General features: G+C 61.2%; 18 protein-coding genes. 8 read left to right on the top strand and 10 right to left on the bottom strand.

Translation table 11 applies throughout. From position 1 onward, the window contains the following. Window positions 1-59 precede the first annotated feature (59 nt). Window positions 60-545 carry a flavin reductase family protein gene (locus AC1Q9F_RS04685; RefSeq protein WP_007950450.1) on the bottom strand — a complete coding sequence of 162 codons (486 nt, stop codon included), beginning with the start codon at window positions 543-545 and terminating at the stop codon, window positions 60-62. A gap of 325 nt (window positions 546-870) precedes the next feature. Here AC1Q9F_RS04685 and AC1Q9F_RS04680 point away from each other — a divergent pair, with 325 nt between their 5' ends. Continuing rightward, entirely contained in the window at window positions 871-2,277 is a 1,407-nt protein-coding gene (locus AC1Q9F_RS04680; protein ID WP_492618812.1) for a purine-cytosine permease family protein, read from the top strand. Window positions 2,278-2,529: 252 nt separating this feature from the next. After that, the gene (locus AC1Q9F_RS04675; RefSeq protein ID WP_007950448.1) at window positions 2,530-3,630 is read left to right on the top strand and encodes a polyamine ABC transporter substrate-binding protein; all 1,101 of its coding nucleotides are present in this window, start codon (window positions 2,530-2,532) and stop codon (window positions 3,628-3,630) included. A 107-nt stretch (window positions 3,631-3,737) separates the two neighbouring features. Here AC1Q9F_RS04675 and AC1Q9F_RS04670 read toward each other — a convergent pair whose 3' ends face one another. Further along, entirely contained in the window at window positions 3,738-4,727 is a 990-nt protein-coding gene (locus AC1Q9F_RS04670; RefSeq protein ID WP_085603028.1) for a TerC family protein, read from the bottom strand. Between the two features lie 192 nt (window positions 4,728-4,919). Here AC1Q9F_RS04670 and AC1Q9F_RS04665 point away from each other — a divergent pair, with 192 nt between their 5' ends. After that, complete coding sequence (locus tag AC1Q9F_RS04665; protein ID WP_492618813.1) at window positions 4,920-5,870, top strand: Dyp-type peroxidase; 951 nt, start codon at window positions 4,920-4,922, stop codon at window positions 5,868-5,870. Between the two features lie 35 nt (window positions 5,871-5,905). On the opposite strand, the gene AC1Q9F_RS04660 is transcribed toward AC1Q9F_RS04665, so the two are convergent. Further along, the gene (locus tag AC1Q9F_RS04660) at window positions 5,906-7,618 is read right to left on the bottom strand and encodes an amidase (protein WP_492618814.1); all 1,713 of its coding nucleotides are present in this window, start codon (window positions 7,616-7,618) and stop codon (window positions 5,906-5,908) included. Between the two features lie 138 nt (window positions 7,619-7,756). Continuing rightward, window positions 7,757-8,545 carry an AraC family transcriptional regulator gene (locus tag AC1Q9F_RS04655; RefSeq protein ID WP_492618815.1) on the bottom strand — a complete coding sequence of 263 codons (789 nt, stop codon included), beginning with the start codon at window positions 8,543-8,545 and terminating at the stop codon, window positions 7,757-7,759. An 84-nt stretch (window positions 8,546-8,629) separates the two neighbouring features. On the opposite strand from AC1Q9F_RS04655, the gene AC1Q9F_RS04650 reads away from it, so the two are divergent. Next, on the top strand, window positions 8,630-9,628 hold the full coding sequence (locus AC1Q9F_RS04650) for a bile acid:sodium symporter family protein (RefSeq protein ID WP_007950443.1): 999 nt from the start codon (window positions 8,630-8,632) through the stop codon (window positions 9,626-9,628). A gap of 15 nt (window positions 9,629-9,643) precedes the next feature. Here the strand turns inward: AC1Q9F_RS04650 and AC1Q9F_RS04645 are convergent, their stop codons facing one another. Beyond that, window positions 9,644-10,249 (bottom strand): LuxR C-terminal-related transcriptional regulator, encoded by a 606-nt coding sequence (locus AC1Q9F_RS04645; protein ID WP_115078228.1) that lies wholly within the window; start codon window positions 10,247-10,249, stop codon window positions 9,644-9,646. Between the two features lie 114 nt (window positions 10,250-10,363). Here AC1Q9F_RS04645 and AC1Q9F_RS04640 point away from each other — a divergent pair, with 114 nt between their 5' ends. Then, window positions 10,364-12,001 carry an ATP-binding response regulator gene (locus tag AC1Q9F_RS04640; RefSeq protein WP_492618816.1) on the top strand — a complete coding sequence of 546 codons (1,638 nt, stop codon included), beginning with the start codon at window positions 10,364-10,366 and terminating at the stop codon, window positions 11,999-12,001. Here AC1Q9F_RS04640 and yecR read toward each other — a convergent pair. Further along, window positions 11,973-12,281: a YecR family lipoprotein gene (gene yecR, locus AC1Q9F_RS04635; protein ID WP_119426270.1), complete on the bottom strand. Its 309-nt coding sequence runs from the start codon at window positions 12,279-12,281 to the stop codon at window positions 11,973-11,975. The genes AC1Q9F_RS04640 and yecR overlap by 29 nt on opposite strands. 60 nt (window positions 12,282-12,341) lie before the next feature. Beyond that, window positions 12,342-12,656, bottom strand: a complete 315-nt coding sequence (locus tag AC1Q9F_RS04630) for a hypothetical protein (protein WP_262161277.1) — start codon at window positions 12,654-12,656, stop codon at window positions 12,342-12,344. 183 nt (window positions 12,657-12,839) lie between these two features. On the opposite strand from AC1Q9F_RS04630, the gene AC1Q9F_RS04625 reads away from it, so the two are divergent. Continuing rightward, on the top strand, window positions 12,840-13,382 hold the full coding sequence (locus AC1Q9F_RS04625) for a hypothetical protein (RefSeq protein ID WP_492618817.1): 543 nt from the start codon (window positions 12,840-12,842) through the stop codon (window positions 13,380-13,382). Window positions 13,383-14,188: 806 nt separating this feature from the next. Here AC1Q9F_RS04625 and AC1Q9F_RS04620 read toward each other — a convergent pair. From AC1Q9F_RS04620 to AC1Q9F_RS04610, 3 genes are all read right to left on the bottom strand, one after another. Further along, window positions 14,189-15,367 (bottom strand): cystathionine gamma-synthase, encoded by a 1,179-nt coding sequence (locus AC1Q9F_RS04620; RefSeq protein WP_007957389.1) that lies wholly within the window; start codon window positions 15,365-15,367, stop codon window positions 14,189-14,191. Next, window positions 15,364-16,740, bottom strand: a complete 1,377-nt coding sequence (locus tag AC1Q9F_RS04615) for a pyridoxal-phosphate dependent enzyme (protein WP_492618818.1) — start codon at window positions 16,738-16,740, stop codon at window positions 15,364-15,366. Before AC1Q9F_RS04615 ends, AC1Q9F_RS04620 begins: the two co-directional genes overlap by 4 nt. Window positions 16,741-16,999: 259 nt before the next feature. After that, a complete protein-coding gene (locus tag AC1Q9F_RS04610) occupies window positions 17,000-17,935 on the bottom strand; it encodes a Ppx/GppA phosphatase family protein (RefSeq protein WP_492618819.1) in 936 nt (311 codons plus the stop codon). A 294-nt stretch (window positions 17,936-18,229) separates the two neighbouring features. Between AC1Q9F_RS04610 and AC1Q9F_RS04605 the strand changes: the two genes are divergently transcribed. Both AC1Q9F_RS04605 and map read left to right on the top strand, forming a co-directional pair. Then, on the top strand, window positions 18,230-18,490 hold the full coding sequence (locus AC1Q9F_RS04605) for a ParD-like family protein (RefSeq protein WP_492618820.1): 261 nt from the start codon (window positions 18,230-18,232) through the stop codon (window positions 18,488-18,490). After that, on the top strand, window positions 18,487-19,278 hold the full coding sequence (gene map / locus AC1Q9F_RS04600) for a type I methionyl aminopeptidase (protein ID WP_492618821.1): 792 nt from the start codon (window positions 18,487-18,489) through the stop codon (window positions 19,276-19,278). Before AC1Q9F_RS04605 ends, map begins: the two co-directional genes overlap by 4 nt. Window positions 19,279-19,339: the final 61 nt, after the last annotated feature.

Genomic DNA, 19,339 nt, shown 5'->3' with positions numbered 1-19,339 from the left:
CTCGAATCTCTTGGGGTCGGCCGGTCGATTGCCGGCCTGTTTAAGTGCAATCGTGCGGATCAGGCGAAGGCGGGCAGGGCGCCCATTTTGCCGTGGCAATACACCAGCGGGCCGGCGTCCTGCTGAGGGACGATGAGGTTTTTCACCGCGCCGACCATGATCGCGTGGTCGCCGCCTTCGTATTCGCGCCACAACTCACATTCGATGATAGCTGTCGCGTTGGCCAGGATCGGGTTACCCAGTTCGCTAAGCGTCCACTCGATGCCCTGCGCCTTGTCCTTGCCTTTGCGGGCGAACGCGTAGGCTTCGCTTTGCTGGCCGCCGGACAGCACGTGAATGGCAAAGCGTTTGTTCTTGATCAGGACGGGATAGGAGTCGGAACTGTAGTTGGGGCAGAACAGCACCAGGGCCGGGTCCATCGACAGCGAACTGAACGCGCTGGCGGTCAGGCCGACGATCTGGCCGTCGTCATCCAGGGTGGTGATGACAGTAACGCCGGACGGGAACGAGCCCATGACTTGTTTGTAGACGGCAGCATCGATCATTGGTCAATCCTCGAGTGCGGTGAAGCGTGTTTTTATGTGTTTATGGGTCTGATGGTATACCGTAATACGTCGATTGCAAGCGCTTTTTTGGTGAAACGATAAACGTGGTTCATCCGTCGGAAACTCAGCATTTACGGGGCTTTTCTCTAGCCGTGAACGCTGGCTATCAGGGAGGATGCCGGATCAGATGCCATCGCAAACAGCGGATCAGTCTTGTGAAAATGTTGGAATACCATAATATGGTCTGCATCTGAGGGGCGGCCACGATGCTCCCCCGGTTTGGCTTCATACAACGATAAGAACAGACCCAATCGAGTTCATTTTTATGTCCCAGATGTCCCGGCAAGATCCGTTGATCGAGAATCACACGGTCGACTACGTCCCACTCGCGGAACGCCACGGGAAGGCCCGCGACCTTTTCACCCTCTGGTTCAGCACCAACATCGCGCCACTGCCCATCGTCACCGGCGCCATGGTGGTCCAGGTGTTTCATCTCGACCTGTTCTGGGGGCTGCTGGCGATTGCGCTGGGGCACATGATCGGCGGGGTGGTGATCGCCCTGGCGTCGGCGCAAGGCCCGCGCATGGGCATTCCGCAGATGGTGCAGAGTCGTGGTCAGTTCGGGCGTTACGGCGCGCTGTTGATCGTGTTTTTCGCGGCGATCATCTACATCGGTTTCTTCATTTCCAACATCGTGCTGGCCGGCAAGTCCATCGTCGGCATCGCGCCGTCGGTGCCGGCGCCGCTGAGCATCCTGATCGGCGCCCTCAGCGCCACGGCCATTGGCGTGATTGGCTACAACTTCATCCACACGCTCAACCGCATTGGCACCTGGGTGATGGGCAGCGCGCTGCTGGCCGGGTTCATCTACATCTTTGCCCATGAGTTGCCGGCGGACTTCTTTACCCGGGGCAGCTTCAATCTCTCGGGATGGCTGGCGACGGTGTCGCTGGGGATTATCTGGCAGATCAGTTTCTCGCCGTACGTCTCCGACTATTCCCGTTACCTGCCAGCGGACATCGGTATCGGCAAGCCGTTTATCGCGACTTATCTGGGCGCAACGCTGGGCACGATTCTGTCGTTCACCTTCGGCGCGGTGGCGGTGTTGGCAACCCCGGAAGGCACCGAAGCGATGGCGGCAGTCAAGCAGTCCACCGGTTGGCTGGGACCGATTCTGATGGTGCTGTTCCTGCTCAACATCATCAGCCACAACGCGCTGAATCTGTATGGCGCGGTGCTGTCGATCATCACCTCGATCCAGACCTTTGCCAGCCAATGGACGCCGAGCATCAAGGTGCGGGTGATCTTGTCGAGCATCGTGCTGGCGGGTTGCTGTGTGGTGGCGCTGGGTGCCTCGGCGGATTTCATTTCCGAGTTCATCGGTTTGATTCTGGCGCTGCTGCTGGTGTTGGTACCGTGGGCATCAATCAACCTGATCGACTTCTACCTTATCAAGCGCGGCAATTACGACATCGCCTCGATCTTCCGCGCCGACGGGGGCATTTATGGGCGTTTCAACCTGCACGCGATCATTGCCTACTTCATCGGCATCATCGTGCAACTGCCATTCGCCAACACGTCGTTGTATGTCGGGCCGTACGCCAATCTGGTGGAAGGCGCGGACCTGTCGTGGCTGGTCGGCCTGATCGTCACATGCCCGCTGTATTACTGCCTGGCGACCCGTGGACAGACGCAGCAGAGCAGGGCGGCGCGGTTGGGTTTTACTGACTGATATTCTGCAGTCTTCTCAAACAATGCCCGGCACTACGTCGGGCATTTTTGTTTCCGCATCCTGGCGGTCACGCAAATTGGCCATTTCGATCCCCTTTTGGCCAACGGGCTACTGTGCCGCGTCTACGCTGTCAGGAAGAATCGAAGCCACAATTAAATGCTGCACCTTCCTTGCCCTTGGCTGATCTGACAGCCGCTGCCGTGTACAGAACATAAAAACCATCGACTCACGCTGCATTCGGGGAAACACAACATGGTCACGATGAAACGCATTCTGGGCGCCACTGTTTTCGGGCTGACGCTGCTGGCCAGCGCCGTACAGGCCGAACAGCGCGAACTGCGGGTGTACAACTGGGCGGATTACATCCTGCCGTCGGTGCCCAAGGATTTCGCCGCCAAAAGCAACATCAAAGTGACCTGGGACACCTTCGACACCAACGAATCTCTCGAAGCCAAACTGCTCACCGGCAACTCCGGCTATGACCTGGTGGTGCCGTCGAACCAGTTCCTCGATACCCAGATCAAGGCCGGGGTGTTCCAGAAACTCGACAAGTCCAAACTGCCGAACTGGAGTCACCAGGACCCGGCGCTGCTCAAGTTGCTCGACGTCAACGACCCCGGCAATCAGTACGGCGTGCCTTACATGGTCGGCACGGTGCTGATCGGTTTCAACCCGGCCAAGGTCAAGGCTGCGCTCGGCGAGAATGCGCCGGTGGACAGTTGGGATCTGGTGTTCAAGCCGGAGAACATGGAGAAGCTGAAATCCTGCGGCGTGGCGATGCTCGATTCGCCGACCGAAATCCTGCCGCTGGCCCTGCATTACCTGGGCCTGGACCCGAACAGCCAGAACCCGGCCGACTATGAGAAAGCCAAGGACCTGATGCTCAAGGTTCGCCCGTACGTGACCTACTTCAACTCGGCCAAGTACATGACCGACATCGCCAACGGCGACATCTGCGTGGCCATCGGTTACTCCGGCAGCTTCTACCAGTTCGGCAACCGCGCCAAAGAAGCGAAAAACGGCGTAGTGGTCGACTGGCGCTTGCCGAAGGAAGGCGCGCCGATCTGGTTCGACACGTTCGCCATTCCGAAGAGCGCGAAGAACGTCGAAGAGGCCCACGAGTTCCTCAACAACCTGCTGGATCCGAAGGTCATCGCGTCGATCAGTGACTTCCTCGGTTACCCGAATGCCAACAAGGATTCGCTGCCGTTGATCAACAAGGAAATCACCGGCAACCCGAACCTGACGCCGACCAGCGAAGCGCTGAAGAAGCTGTATGTGGTGCAACCGTTGCCGCAGAAATTGGAGCGGGTGCGGACCAGGGTGTGGACCAGCATCAAATCGGATAAGTAGCAGTTCACATTACTGTGGGAGCGAGCTTGCTCGCGATAGCGTTGTGTCATTCAACAGATTAGTTGGCTGACATGACGCCTTCGCGAGCAAGCTCGCTCCCACAAATTTTACTTCGCCTGACCTTCCTGCGTTTCGCTCTCGGGCGACTTGTCCTTCGTCAGGATCAGACTCAGCACCACCGACGCGAGAATCAGCCCGCCGACAATCGCCAGCGACCACTCCACCGGCATGTGAAACCACGGCATCACCGTCATCTTCCCGCCGATGAACACCAGCACCAGCGCCAGTCCGTACTTGAGCAGATGGAAACGGTCGGCCATGTCCGCCAGCAAAAAGTACAGCGCCCGCAGCCCCATGATCGCGAAGATGTTCGAGGTGAAAATGATGAACGGATCGGTCGTCACTGCGAAGATCGCTGGGATGCTGTCGACCGCAAACATCAAGTCGCTGGCCTCGATCAGCACCAGCACCAGAAACATCGGCGTGGCCCAGCGCACGCCGTTCTGCAGCACGAAAAAACGCTCGCCATGAAAACCATTGGTGATCCGTAGATGCCCGCGCACCCAGCGCAGCAGCGGGTTGTTATCGAGGTCCGGTTGCTGCTCGGCGAACACCAGCATCTTGATCCCGGTGATGATCAGGAACACGCCGAACACGTACAGCAGCCACGTGAACTGCGACACCAGCCACACCCCGGCAAAAATCATCGCCGCGCGCATCACGATCGCCCCGAGCACGCCGTACAGCAGCACCCGGCGCTGCAACTCCGGCGGCACGGCGAAGTAGCTGAAGATCATCACGAAGACGAACATGTTGTCGATCGACAGCGACTGCTCGATCAGGTAACCGGTAAGGAATTCCAGAGTCTTGACCTTGGCGATTTCGGGACCGAATTCGCCGTTGAGATACCACCAGAGCAATCCGGCGAAAGCCATCGCCAGCATGCACCAGGCAATCACCCAGGATGAGGCTTCACGTACAGAGACCCGATGTGCCTTGCGCCCGCCGAAGACGAACAGGTCGACGGCCAGCATGGCGAGGACAAAAACGATGAAGGCGACCCACATCCAGGGTTCGCCGATGTTGATGGGGTGCATGCCGTTCTCCCTGTCTTTATGTTTTTCGGGGTAGACGGGGCCATGCTAGTAGGAGCCTTCCGACGAAGAAAAATCGTTTATTTCGTGGGTATTGTTCGTGAATAACGAAGTGTCGGACGACATGGGCAGAGCGCGGGCAATACTTCAGTCAACACTTCTTTGCTAACCTCGCTGTCGAGTCAGTCCACCACTTTGGGAGCTACGATCATCGACACGCCAGATCCTCAAGCCGTCTGCAGCCCGATCACCAGCGCTGCCATCTTCATCGTGGCGACCCTCAGCGCCGAGGCCGAGGCCGCCGAAAAAGTCCGTGGCTGGTGCGCCGATATCGCCGGCCTGACGCGCTCGGTTGGCAAGCGCGTTCCCTCGGGAAACCTGTCCTGCGTCTGCGGGTTTTCTTCCAGCGCGTGGGATCGTCTGTTCGGCAGTCCACGCCCGGCGTCCTTGCATGATTTTCGCGAATTCGGTGTAGAAGGGCGGCGCGCCGTTTCCACGCCTGGCGACTTGCTGCTGCACATTCGGGCCGATCAGATGGACCTGTGTTTCGAACTGGCGACGCAGTTGATGTCGGCACTGGACGGCGCTGTGACGGTGACCGACGAGGTGCAGGGTTTCCGCTATTTCGACATGCGCAGCATTATCGGTTTTGTCGATGGCACGGAAAATCCGGTGGGCCGAAAAGCCGAGCATTTCACCCTCGTGAGCGATGAAGATCAGACGTTCAGTGGTGGCAGTTACGTGTTGGTGCAGAAGTACCTGCACAACATGAAGGCGTGGAACGAATTGCCGGTCGAAGCGCAGGAGCGGGTGATCGGGCGTACAAAACTGTCCGATATCGAGCTGGACGATTCGGTCAAACCGAGCAATTCCCACAGCGCGTTGACGACCATCACCAAGGACGGCGAAGAGGTGAAGATCCTGCGCGACAACATGCCGTTCGGCCGGCCCGGCGCGGGTGAGTTCGGCACTTATTTCATTGGCTACGCGCGTTCGCCGGAGCCGCTGGAGCAGATGCTGGAGAACATGTTTGTCGGTAAGCCTCCGGGTAACTACGACCGGTTGCTGGACTTCAGCACGGCGGTCACCGGCAGTCTGTTTTTCGTGCCTTCGGCGGATTTACTGGAAGAACTGGCAGAGCGATAAAAAACGGCGGGATCAATCGATCCCGCCGTTTGCATTTACTTGCCTGTCGCCAGTGCTGGCGTACGCGGCGGCACCAGACGCTTGGAACCGGTCGCCTCGAACGCCGCTGCCAGGCGCAGCAACGTCGAGTCGTCATAGGCGCGCCCGGCGAACGTCAGCCCCACCGGCATGCCGATGTCGGCCATCACGCCCATCGGCACAGTGACGGTCGGTACGCCGAGGTGGCGGATTGCGAGATTGCCGTTGGCGACCCAGATGCCGTTGCTCCAGGCGATGTCGGCCGAGGCCGGATTCACGTCGGCGTCGGCCGGGCCCACGTCGGCGTTGGTCGGGAACAGCACGGCGTCGAGGCCGAGGCGATCCATCCAGTCTTCGAGGTCGAGCTTGCGGGTCTTCTCCAGGCCGCGCAGGCCGTCCGGCAGCGTCGGGATCTGATCCCACGGCGTGATGCCGCGTTCGGCCATGCGTACGTATTCGTCCATGCCGGCGGCGAGGTCGCCTTCACGGTTGGGCAGGGTGCCCGGGTCGTGGGGGAAGATTTTCGGCCCGTCGACGTCTGCCAGACGGTTGAGTTTCGGGTCGCCGTTGGCACGCAGGAAATCATCGAAGGCCCAGGCTGACAGGTCCCACAGTTCGTGGTGCATGAATTCTTTGGAGACGATGCCGCGATTGAACACGGTCGGCGCACCCGGGCGATCGCCTTCGCAGTTGGAGACCAGCGGGAAATCCACTTCGATCACTTCGGCGCCGGCGGCTTCGAGGGCCTGACGGGCCTGTTTCCACAGATCGATCACCGACGCGCGGGTGTAGATGCGCTGCCCGGTCGGGCCGCCGATGCCCGGCTCGTCGCTGGTGCCGGCCTCAGGGTCGGCGTTGATGTACATGCGCGGTACGCCCAGGCGTTTGCCGGCCAGCGCATCACTTTGCACGGCGAGTTCAAGATAGGAAGCAGGGCGCACCGAGGCGACGCTCGGGATCGGCACCCACGGTTGCAGGCGCCACAGGTCGCCACGGGTGTCGGTGTCTTCGGCGACCACCACGTCGAGCACTTCCAGCAGATCGGCCATGGTGCGGGCGTACGGCACCACCACGTCCATGGTCGGCGTCAGCGGCCAGTTGCCGCGTACCGAAATCACCCCGCGCGACGGCGTGTAGGCGCACAGGCCGTTGTTCGACGCCGGGCCGCGACCGCTCGACCAGGTTTCTTCCGCCAGACCGAATGCCGAGAAGCTTGCGGCGGTGGCGGTACCGGCACCGTTCGACGAGCCGGAAGCAAACGGCGCGGTCAGGTATTCAGCGTTGTACGGGCTTTCAGCGCGGCCATAGACGCCACGCTGCATCCCGCCATTGGCCATCGGCGGCATATTGGTCTTGCCCAGGCAGATCGCGCCGCCCGCACGCAGGCGCTCGATGGTGAACGCATCGCGCTGGGCCACCAGATCGGCGAAGGCAGGGCTGCCGGACGCGGCGGTCAGGCCTTTGACCAGATAGCTGTCCTTGGCGGTGTAGGGGATGCCGTCCAGCGGACCGAGGGTTTCGCCCTTGGCGCGACGGGCATCGGAGGCCTGGGCTTCTTTCAGCGCTTCAGGGTTGCGCACGATCACTGCGTTCAGGGCAGTGGCGGTGTCCGGGCCGTCAAAGGCGTCGATGCGCGCCAGGTAGGCCTGCACCAGTTCAACCGCCGTGGTCTGGCCGGATTCGAGCGCCGCGCGCAATTGGGCAATGGAAACTTCAGTGACTTCGATCATGCTGTTACCGCCGACAGGTTCGCTAAAGGGTGGTTGATCATTGTTATCGTCGAAAGATGTCAAAGATTCTTGATGGGCGAAACTCTACCCTGAAATTTGCTCAATGGCATGCATAAAGTCGATAAATATCGGTTAATTTCATCGGAAAAACTCTCCCGGCGTCTCGCCGAACTGTTGGCGAAACGCCGCGATAAACGCCGACGTCGAGTCATAACCACAGGCCAAAGCCACGTCGGTGACGCGTTCGCCGCGCTCCAGCGGTGTCAGAGCCCCCAGCAGACGCAAGCGTTGACGCCAGGTGCGGAAGGTCAAACCGGTGTCGCGCAGGAACAGCCGAGTCAGAGTTTTCTCGGTCACGCCGAATTTTTCGCTCCAGTGCGCCAGGGTGGTCTGCTGTTCCGGATGTTGCTCCAGGCTCTGATAGATCTGGCGCAAGCGACTGTCCTGCGGCAGTGGCAGCATCAGATCGATGGGCGGCGCATCGGCCAGTTGATCGAGGATCACCTGCGCCAGACGCCCGTGCGGGCCGCTCTGGTCATACTCGACAGGAATCTGGCTGAAAGCCCGGATCAGCTCACGCAAAAGATCGCTGACCCCGAGTACATGACAACGCTCCGGCGCCCAATTGGCGACACTGCAATCGATGTATAGGCTGCGCATTTCCGTGTGCGGCGAACTGAATACCCGATGCGGCACGCCCGCCGGAATCCACACCGCCCGCTCCGGCGGCGCGACAAAACGACCGACGGCGGTCTGCACTTCGAGCACGCCCTGGATCGCGTAGGACAACTGCACCCACGGATGACTGTGACGGCGGGTCAGCGCGCGATTGGGCAGCGATTCAGTGCGCCCGTATAGCGGACGCGGCAGGCTGGGCAGCCCAGGAATGCTGCGTCTGATGCTTTTGTCGTGTCCTTTTGGCGGCATCTGTGGGTTCTTCGGCGTTAGTCGGTAATTTCCAGTCACGTTAGAGTCGCTTCCACGTACTGGCAACCCCCGGATGAGCAAACCATGACGCGCCCACGATTTTTGCCCGACAACTTCACCCTGACCCTGATCGGCGTGGTGCTGCTGGCCAGCTTCCTGCCCGCCAGCGGTCAGGTCGCGACCGGTTTCGGCTGGCTGACCAACATCGCCATCGCGCTGCTGTTTTTCCTGCACGGCGCCAAGCTGTCGCGCGAATCGATCATCGCCGGCGCCGGTCACTGGCGCCTGCATTTGCTGGTGTTCGGCCTGACATTTGTCCTGTTCCCGCTACTGGGTCTTGCGCTCAAACCGCTGTTGTCGCCACTGATCGGCGATCAGCTGTACATGGGCATGCTTTACCTGTGTGCGCTGCCGGCCACGGTGCAATCGGCGATTGCCTTCACCTCGCTGGCGCGGGGCAACATTCCGGCGGCGATTTGCAGCGCGGCGGCGTCCAGCCTGTTCGGGATTTTCCTCACGCCGCTGCTGGTGACGCTGCTGCTGAACGTCCACGGTGACGGCGGCTCGACCCTCGACGCGATCGTGAAAATCAGCGTGCAATTGCTGCTACCGTTCATTGCCGGTCAGATCGCCCGTCGCTGGATCGGCGCCTGGGTCGGTCGCAACAAGAACTGGCTGAAATTCGTCGATCAGGGCTCGATTCTGCTGGTGGTTTACGGCGCGTTCAGTGAGGCGGTGAACGAGGGCATCTGGCACCAGATTCCGGTGATCGACCTGCTGGGGCTGGTGGTGGTCTGCTGCATCCTGCTGGCGCTGGTGCTGCTCGCGTCCACAGTGCTGGGCAAGCTGTTCGGTTTCAATCTGGAAGACCGCATCACCATTCTGTTCTGCGGCTCGAAAAAGAGCCTGGCCACCGGTGTGCCGATGGCGCAGGTGTTGTTTGCCGGCAGCACGATTGGCGTGCTGATTCTGCCGCTGATGCTGTTCCATCAGATTCAGTTGATGGTCTGCGCGGTGCTGGCGCAGCGCTATGCGAAGCGGCAGGAGTCGGTGCCTGAACTGATGGCCCAGGTTGATCCTTGATCTCGGCGTCCACCGCTAACCCGCACCGGAATACTTGACTGCCGCCGCGGCCCGCGACGGCACGTTGAGCACCCGCAACAACGACGACACATGAATCCGCACCGTGAACGGCGAAATATCCAGTTCACGGGCGATTTCCTTGTTGGTCTTGCCTTGGGCGATCAGCCGCAGCACCTCTTGCTGACGCGGGGTGAGGGCGGTGCCGGTGTCCAGCGGCAGCAAGCCGGACGGGGCGAATTTCACCAGCACCTCACCTTCACGAATCGCCCGGATCGCCTGACCGATCTCGTCCGGGGCGATGTTCTTGCCGATAAAACCATCGATGCCGGCCGCCATGACCTCACCGATCAGCGCCTCGTCATCGACCATCGACACCACAATCAGCGTGGTTCGCGGCAAACGCCGGCGCAGTTCCGCGAGCTGGCTGACACAGGTCAGGCCGGGAAAGCGCAGGTCGAGGATCAAGGTGTCGGGCTCATCGCCGGCCGGCAGCAGGGCGAGCACGGTGTCGAGGTCGCCGGCCTCTTCGATCAGGGCGTCGGGCAGCAAGCGCTGGACGGTGCGCAGCAATGCTTCGCGAAACAACGGGTGATCGTCGGCTATGATAATTCGGCACGCCATGGCAAAACCCTCCCTGGGTCAGCATTTCTCACGGCATGCACCTTAGCACCGGGCGAAGGCATTGCCTGCTGATTCGTGCTGTTTATGACGACTGCCGCACAAGGACGTTCCCCCATGAAGTTCGAAAAGAACACCGAGCTCGACCAGGCCAATCTGCGCATCATCATCGCCAGCATCGCGTTGGTTTACATGGCCGTGCTCGGTTTCCTGCCGGGCCAGCGCTTCGATACCTATCTGCCGGTGGTCACCTACATTTCCCTGTTTTTGCTGGCCTCCGTCGTGCTGCGCCAGGCCATCGTGCGCTGGCCGGGGCATTATCCGGCGCGGCGGATTTTCGGCATGCTCCACGATTACACCGGCACCAGCTTCGGCCTGGTGGTCGGCGGCGAGGCGGCCTTGCCCATCTATGCCGTCATGGTCTGGGTCAATCTCGGCAACGGCATGCGCTACGGCTCGCGCTACCTGGCGATCGCCACGGTGCTGGCACTGCTGGCGTTGTTGGCGGTCTATCGGTTGACGCCGTACTGGCAGGCGCAACCGTTCATGGTGTTGATGCTGATGATCACCAGCACGGTGATTCCGGTGTATGCGCACTTGCTGCTGGAGCGCACGCGCAAGGCGTCGGAAGAAGCGGTCGCCGCCAATCTGGAAAAGTCGCGTTTCCTGGCCCAGGCCAGTCATGACTTGCGTCAGCCGATCCACTCCATCGGGTTGTTTACCGCGTGCCTGCGCGAGTCGCGGCTGGGCGAGGAGGAGCGGCGGCTGGTGGACAGCATCGATCGTTCGCTGCTCAACGTGTCGCAGCTGTTTCGCTCGATCCTCGATCTCTACACCCTCGATAACGGGCGGATTCTGCCCCGGTTGCAGACGCTTGAACTGGGCGAATGGCTGGCGGATCTGATCCGCCAGAACGCCGAAGCCGCGCGCTGGGCGGGTGTCGAACTGCGCTTGCGGCCTTGCGAACACTGGGTGCGCACCGATCCGGCGTTGCTCGCGACCATGGTGCAGAACGTGCTCTCCAATTGCTTCAAATACGGCGCGCACCGGCCGGTGCTGATCGGTGTGCGCAAGCGCGGCGCGGGGTTGGCCATCGCGATCTATGACCGCGGCAACGGCATCGCCGAAGAGCATTTGCCCAAGGTGTTCGAGGAGTTTTATCGGGTGCGCCAGTTGCGCGACAAGGACGTTGAAGGGGTGGGCCTGGGGCTGTCGATTGTCCGGCGTCTGGGACAGTTGATCGGTGTCGACGTCGCGATCCGCTCACGGCTGGGGCATGGCACGGCGGTGGCCTTGCATGGACTGCCACTCGCGCCGCCGCAGATGCCTGTCAATCGTGAGGAGGCAAGGCAAGTCGGGTTACTTACGGGGTTGAAGGTTTGTCTGGTGGAGGATGATCGCAACGTTCTGTTGGCGACTTCTGCGTTGCTCGAACGGTGGGGCTGCGTCGTGCAGGCCGAGCTGAGCGGGCAGGGCCTGGTCACGGACTGCGACGTCATCGTTGCCGACTATGACCTGGGCTCCCACAGCACCGGCATCGAGTGCATCGATGAGGTTCGCCGTCAGCGCGGTTATGCGGTGCCGGCCATGATCATCACCGGGCATGACATCGAAAAAATCCAGGCGGCCCTGCATGATCGGCAGATCGCCATTCTGTCCAAACCGGTACGCCCGGCCGAGCTGCGCGCGACCTTGCGTGCGCTGCGCGACCGGCAGACCGAAGCGGTCAGCGCTTACACAGATAGTCTTGCGTGATGGTGGTTTGCAGGCAGTTGTACTGGCCCATGGTGCGGCAGATGTTTTTCTCCGAGCCCGAGACTTCGGCGCTCTTGTAGCCCCAGACCTTGCAACGGCCTTCAGCTGTGGCCAACCCTTGAGCGGCGGAGGTTTGCCCGCTCTCGAACTGGCCCAGTTCATAGGAGACCTGGACAACGCCGTCGGTCTTGCTGCCGCCGGTGGCTTCCCATTGTTTTGGGGTGGCGCAGCCGGTGAGAACGATGGCTGCAAGGCTGAGGGTGGCGATGAGTGTTTTCATGATCGAACGGAATCCTTTACCGGATGAGAAGAGGCACTTGAACGGTTTTTCTGCGCCGGATTACTGGTACGGAATCGGCGAAGCGCCTTTGGGCAGGCAGGACAGCGGAGGCGTCATGATGCCCATGCTGGCCACTGCGATGATCGCGCCGCTGGGCAGCTCGCAGTTGTATTCGCCGGCGGCGGTGTAGGCGGTGTAGTAGGTCAGCGTGCTGTCGTTGCGGATGTTGCCGATCTTGGTCACCGGTTGGCCGATGACGGTCTGGGCACGTTCGCGCATGCTGTCTTCGGTGGGTTTGGCGGTCTGGCAACCGCTGGCGCCGAGGAGCAGGGCACCGAGGACTGTGATCCTGGCGAGGCTGAGTTGCAGTTTCATGGTGTTTCTTCCTTGGTGTTGTTGTTTTTCCAGGCACAACGATCCCGCGCACTGCACAGCGGCAATGTTGGGGAGTGTCGGGGGTTGCGAAGGAATATAACGCCAGGGATCGGGGTGGTCGATTAGCACAAATGTGCTAGTGCGGCGCAACCAGCGGTGGGCTGGTTGCGCCGATAGCGGTTATTGAGGACTGTTGAACTGGTCGGAATAGCTGCCGCTCATGAGGGCGGAAGCGACCTGGTCCGAACCGACGCCTGCGCGGGAATAGGCGAGCCGGTTGGCACCAACCTTGTCTGCGCCATCGGCGGCGAGAGCGCCTGCGCCGACGTGGTCGGAGCCGTCAGAAGCTACTGCGCCTGCGCCGACGTGATCGGAGCCGTCAGAAGCTACTGCGCCGGCGCCGACATGGTCGGAGCCGTCAGAAGCTACTGCGCCGGCGCCGACATGGTCGGAACCGTCAGAGGCGACTGCGCCGGCGCCGACATGATCGGAACCGTCGGAGGCGACTGCGCCAGCACCAACGTGATCCGCGCCGTCAGAGGCGACTGCTCCGGCACCTACGTGATCGGAGCCGTCAGAGGCGACTGCGCCTGCACCAACGTGATCGGAACCGTCAGAAGCGACTGCTCCGGCGCCTACGTGGTCGGAGCCATCGGAGGCAACGGCGCCTGCACCAACGTGATCGGAGCCATCAGAAGCAACGGCCCCTGCGCCGACATGATCTGAGCCGTCTGAAGCAACTGCTCCGGCGCCGATGTGATCTGCACCATCAGAGGCGACAGCGCCAGCACCGACATGGTCCGCGCCATCAGAGGCAACGGCCCCCGCGCCAACATGATCCGATCCATCAGAAGCCACAGCCCCCGCACCCACATGATCCGCCCCATCCGACGCCAAAGCCTGCGCCTTCGCAGCCCAGACATTGGGCATTGCCACCGTTGCCGCAACTGCCAGGACGAGGCCCGGCCAAAGCGTGTGCTTCATGATTTTCTCCACGCCCCATCAGCCACACAACAACCGAGCATTACCCGTCATTCGTTGCTTGACGGAAGGCTCGTCGGCCCGGGGTCAACCAGATTGGTGAGTGGCACGGGGGCACCGGAGGGTGCACGGGTGTCGACGGTTTACAGGAAATCTGGACAGCGAACTGAAAAGTATAGTTCGCCCTTGGCGAGAGGCAGGCTGAAGGGCCGTGAAGGCGATAGTCGGTTAACTTCCTTGCAGGCCGGCGCTAGAAAACAATCAGTCTAAAAACCGCGTAGCGCAATGTAGCGTGTTTGCTAGGCTCAAGGATGTAGGCGAAGACGCAGACTGATGCGCAAGCGGATAGCGAGGAAGCGTTGGGCGCGTTCCGAAGGGTACACGGTTAGAAAGAACCCCGCGCTGGGTTCCAGCCCTTATGCCGTGTGAAGCAGCAGAGCACATTGCCTGTACTGTGGGAGTCCTGAGAAACCTCGTAAGCCAGAGACCAGCACTGGCCGCCTACTCAAACACCAAAGCCCGCCTCGTGCGGGCTTTGACGTTTTCGGGCGTTAGATACTGGCCAACGCTTGCGCCAGATCCGCACGCAGGTCTTCGATGTCCTCGACACCCACCGACAGACGCACCAGGCTGTCACCTATGCCGAGCTTGGCACGGGTTTCCGCCGGAATGGTCGCGTGAGTCATGATCGCCGGGTGTTCGATCAGGCTTTCCACCCCGCCAAGGCTTTCGGCCAGAGCGAAGATCTGCACGTTTTCCAGGAAGCGCCGGGCGCCCGCCAGATCACTGTTCAGATCCAGGGAAATCATCCCGCCGAAACCACGCATCTGACGCTTGGCCAGTTCGTGCTGCGGATGGGATTCCAGGCCCGGGTAGTAGACACGTTTGACCTGCGGCTGCTGTTCCAGCCAGCGCGCCAGCTCCAGTGCATTGCTGCAATGACGCTCCATACGCAACGCCAAAGTCTTCACGCCACGCAGGGTGAGGAACGCGTCGAACGGGCCGGAGATGGCGCCGACGGCGTTCTGCAGGAAGCCCAGACGCTCGGCCAGCGCAGGATTGTCACCGACCACCGCGATCCCGCCGATCACGTCGGAGTGACCGTTCAGGTATTTGGTGGTCGAGTGCAGCACGATGTCGAAACCCAGTTCCAGCGGACGCTGGATCCACGGGCTGGCGAAGGTGTTGTCGGCCACGCAGAGGATCCCGCGCGCCTTGCAGATGCGGGCGATGGCGGCGAGGTCGGACAGACCCAGCAGCGGGTTGGTCGGGCTCTCCACAATCACCATGCGCGTGTCGTCCTGCAACGACGCTTCGAACGCCGACAGATCCGCCAGATCGACGAAGCTGAAACGATGCCCGGCACTGCGCTGGCGCACCTTGTCGAACAGACGGAACGTGCCGCCGTACAGGTCATTGCCGGACACGATGTGCGAGCCGGCGTCGAGCAGTTCGAGCACGGTGGAAATCGTCGCCAGACCGGACGCGAAGGCGAACGCCTGTGTGCCGCCCTCCAGATCCGCCACGCAACGCTCCAGGGCAAAACGCGTCGGGTTGTGCGAGCGGCCATAGTCGAAACCTTTGTGCACGCCAGGGCTGTCTTGCAGGTACGTGGAGTTGGCGTAGATCGGCGGCATCAGCGCGCCGGTGGTCGGGTCCGGCGTTTGCCCGGCGTGGATCACGCGGGTGGCGAAGCCCTGTTGACGGGCGTTCTTGTCGTGCTGGCTCATGCCAGGGATCTCCGTAATTGATTGAGCATGTCGACGCGGGTGATCAGGCCGTGGAAGCCTGAAGCGTCGGCGATGATGGCCACCAGGCCGCTGCTGAGCACGGCTTCCAGTTCAGCCAGCGTGGCGCCGGGGGCGAGGGTTTGCAACTTGTCCGTCATCGCTTTGGCAACGGGTTTGCTGAAGAGCGAGGCGTCTTCGTGTACCCGCACCAGAATGTCCGACTCGTCGATCACGCCGACCAGTTGCTTGCCATCCACCAGCACTGGCAGTTGTGAAACGTCTGCCAGGCGCATGCGCTGGAAGGCGGTCATCAGCGTATCGTCCGGGCCGACGCTGACGACTTTGCCGTCTTCGAAACGTCGGGCAATCAGGTCGCGCAGGTCGCCGTAGCGTTTGCGCTGCAACAGGCCCTGATCGGTCATCCACTGGTCGTTGTAGACCTTCGACAGATAGCGGGTGCCAGTGTCGCAGACAAAGCTGACCACGCGTTTCGGCTCGGTCTGTTCGCGGCAGTAACGCAGCGCGGCGGCGAGCAGGGTACCGGTGGACGAGCCACCGAGAATGCCTTCGGCTTTCAGCAGCTGGCGCGCGTGATCGAAGCTTTCTTCGTCGCTGATCGAGTAGGCGCTGCGCACGCTCGACAGGTCGGTGATCGACGGAATGAAGTCCTCACCGATGCCTTCCACCGCCCAGGATCCGGCGGTGCCCAAGTACTTGCTGCGGCTGTATTCAGCCATCACCGAACCGACCGGGTCGGCCAGGACCATTTCAAGGTCCGGTTGAACGCGTTTGAAGAAGCGGGTCAGGCCGGTCAGGGTGCCGGCCGAGCCGACGCCGACCACGATCGCGTCGAGGTCATGCTCGGTCTGGGCCCAGATTTCCGGCCCGGTGCTGCATTCATGGGCCAGCGGGTTGGCAGGGTTGTTGAACTGGTCGGCGAAGAACGCGCCGGGAATGTCCTTGGCCAGACGCGCGGCGACATCCTGGTAATACTCGGGATGACCCTTGCCGACATCGGAGCGGGTGATGTGCACTTCGGCGCCCATGGCCTTGAGGTGCAGGACTTTTTCGGTGGACATTTTGTCCGGCACCACCAGCACGACGCGGTAGCCCTTGGCGCGGCCGACCAGGGCCAGGCCCAGACCGGTGTTGCCGGCGGTGGCCTCGACGATCGTACCGCCCGGTTGCAGACGACCGTCGCGCTCAGCGGCGTCGATCATGGCCAGACCGATGCGGTCCTTGATCGAACCGCCGGGGTTCTGTGATTCGAGTTTGAGAAACAGGGTGCAGGGACCGGTATCGAAGCGGGTGACTTGTACCAGCGGCGTATTGCCGATCAGCCCAAGTACGGCAGGGCGTGAATCCTTTGACATCTCTTCACCTCTTTGTGGTGTTGATCGCGTTCCATTCGCGGGGAAAAAGCTCGCGTGCAACATAGGCTCAGACCTGAGCTGTCGCAACCTTTAAACGGCCGGAAATACAGCCATTTCGATCTAACGATAGAACGAAATCGGAGAGGGGAAGGAAGTGATTTGCAGGGGTTTATACGCAGGCGTCATCGAGTATTGAAAGGGCGTCTTCGGCGTCACGAAGCGCTTGATCCGGCAGTGAAAATCCTGCAGCGAAAACCGCTCAGTGGTTGCTCATCAGACCGTGCAGCACACCCAGCCTCAGACCGGGTTCGGACGGCACCATTTGCGAGATGCCGAACACTTTGAATGCTGCCAGCATGACCACCAGGCCGCCGGGCAGGATGCTCTGGCGGTGGGGTTGCAGGCCGGCCAGTTTCAGCTGTTGAACATTGCTGACTTCCAGCAAGCGCAACGACAACCGCAACAGGCCGCCGTAGGTGATGCCGCTCTCGCCATGATCGTTCAGGCGATTGGCCTTGAGCACTTTGGCGAGCATCCGCGCGGTACCCGAAGAGCCAATTGTCTGCTGCCAGCCCTGGGCACGATAACGGCGGGCGACTTTTTCGAATTGCAGAATGGCTACCCGTTCGGCTTCTTGCAGCGCACCGGGGGAAATCTCGCCGTTGCGAAAGTAGCGCGTGCTCAAGGTACCGCTGCCGAGGGCGATGCTTTCGGTCAGCAGCGGTTGCGAGCCCTGGCCGAGAATCAGCTCGGTGGAACCGCCGCCAATGTCGACCACCAGACGCATGCCATCGGCGACCGGCAGGGTGTGGGCCACACCGGCGTAGACCAGGCGCGCCTCTTCATGGCCGGAAATCACATCGATGCGAAACCCCAGATGCCGTTCCGCGCTGGCCAGAAACAGCTGTGCATTGTCCGCCTCGCGCACCGCGCTGGTGGCCACCGCACGCACGCGACCGGGCTCGAAACCGCGCAGCTTCTTGCCGAACCGCGCCAGCGCCTGCCAGCCACGATCCAGCGCCATTTCATCCAGTGCCCGGCCGTCGAAACCTTCGGCCAGCCGCACCGGCTCGCGCAAGGTTTTGACCTCCTGAATCATGAAGCCCTTTCTGCTGCGCACCGACTGGCCGATCATCATGCGAAAGGCATTGGAACCGAGGTCGATGGCGGCAAACAGCGAGGTGTCTTCTTTCATGGGGATCCTTGCAAATCATCCGTCGGGAGGCGCGGACGGTTTGCGAGGATTCTGCCGTGGGTTCGATGACAACCTGATGACGCGGGCGGGGCGGTTCAATGAATTCATCGCTGTCATGACACTGTCATTATCGGCTGCCCATACTTGGCCCCAATACATCGCGTGCTTTTCATGATTCGGCTGCCTTCCGGGCAGCTTTTTTTTGCCCGGGATTTACTGGGCGCGCAAAATTTGCAATCCCGGACGATGCACGATTAATATACGATACATATACACTTCGTATCGGATATTGCCATGGGCATCGTAAAGATTTCAGAGGACATGCACGAGAATCTGCGCATCTCCAGCAACGCACTCAGCCGCTCGATCAACGCGCAGGCCGAACACTGGATGCGCATCGGCATGCTCGCCGAGCTGTATCCCGACCTTGATCACCACGCCATTTGCCGGTTGCTGATTCGCGCCGAGCAGTCGGGCGGTCTGGATCTGCAGCAAGTCTGCGCACTGGCGGATGCCGCGCAGAACGCCTCGGTCAAAGAGGCGATTAAGGCATGAGAAACCCGATCAAGATCAACACCCAGGCCGAAGTCGCCCAGTCCCGCGAGGCCGGCAGGCTGGCCGCCGAGGTGCTGGCGATGCTGGTGCCGCACGTCAAGGCTGGCGTCACCACCGATCAGCTCGATCAGTTGTGCAACGACTACATCGTCAATGTGCAGAAGGCGATTCCGGCCAACGTCGGTTACCACGGCTTCCCGAAAACCGTTTGTGCGTCGGTCAATGAAGTGGTCTGCCACGGCATTCCTTCGAAGCGCGTGCTGAAGGACGGCGACATCGTCAACCTCGACATCGCGGTGATCAAGGACGGCTGGTTCGGCGACACCAGCCGCATGTACGTGGTCGGCGAACCGACGCCCGAGGCGTGGCATCTGATCAAGACCACTTACGACGCGATGTGCGCCGGTATCCGCGTCGTTCGGCCGGGCGCCACGTTGGGTGACATCGGGCATGCGATCCAGACGTTGGCGGAGAAGGAAGGGTTCAGCGTGGTGCGTGAGTACTGCGGGCACGGGATCGGCAAGGTTTATCACGATGAGCCGCAAGTGCTGCATTACGGTTATCCGGAGCAGGGCTTGAAACTGAAGGCGGGGATGATTTTTACCATCGAACCGATGCTAAATGCCGGCAAGCGGCATGTGAAGAGTCTGGCGGATGGCTGGACGGTTGTGACCAAGGATCAATCGTTGTCGGCGCAGTGGGAGCACATGATTGCGGTGACTGAGGACGGGTTTGAGGTGTTGACGGCCTGGCCGGATGAGATTGAGGGCTTTAAGGCCATCGTCTGAAAAAATGGCCACCGCAACCCGACGTTGCGGTGGCCAGAAGTGGCACGCAAATCTCTGTTGA

The sequence above is a fragment of the Pseudomonas sp. GW823-FHT04A03 genome, from assembly GCF_058796615.1.
The sequence above is the reverse complement of the archived record's forward strand: the minus strand, read 5'-3'. Positions and strand labels throughout refer to the sequence as shown.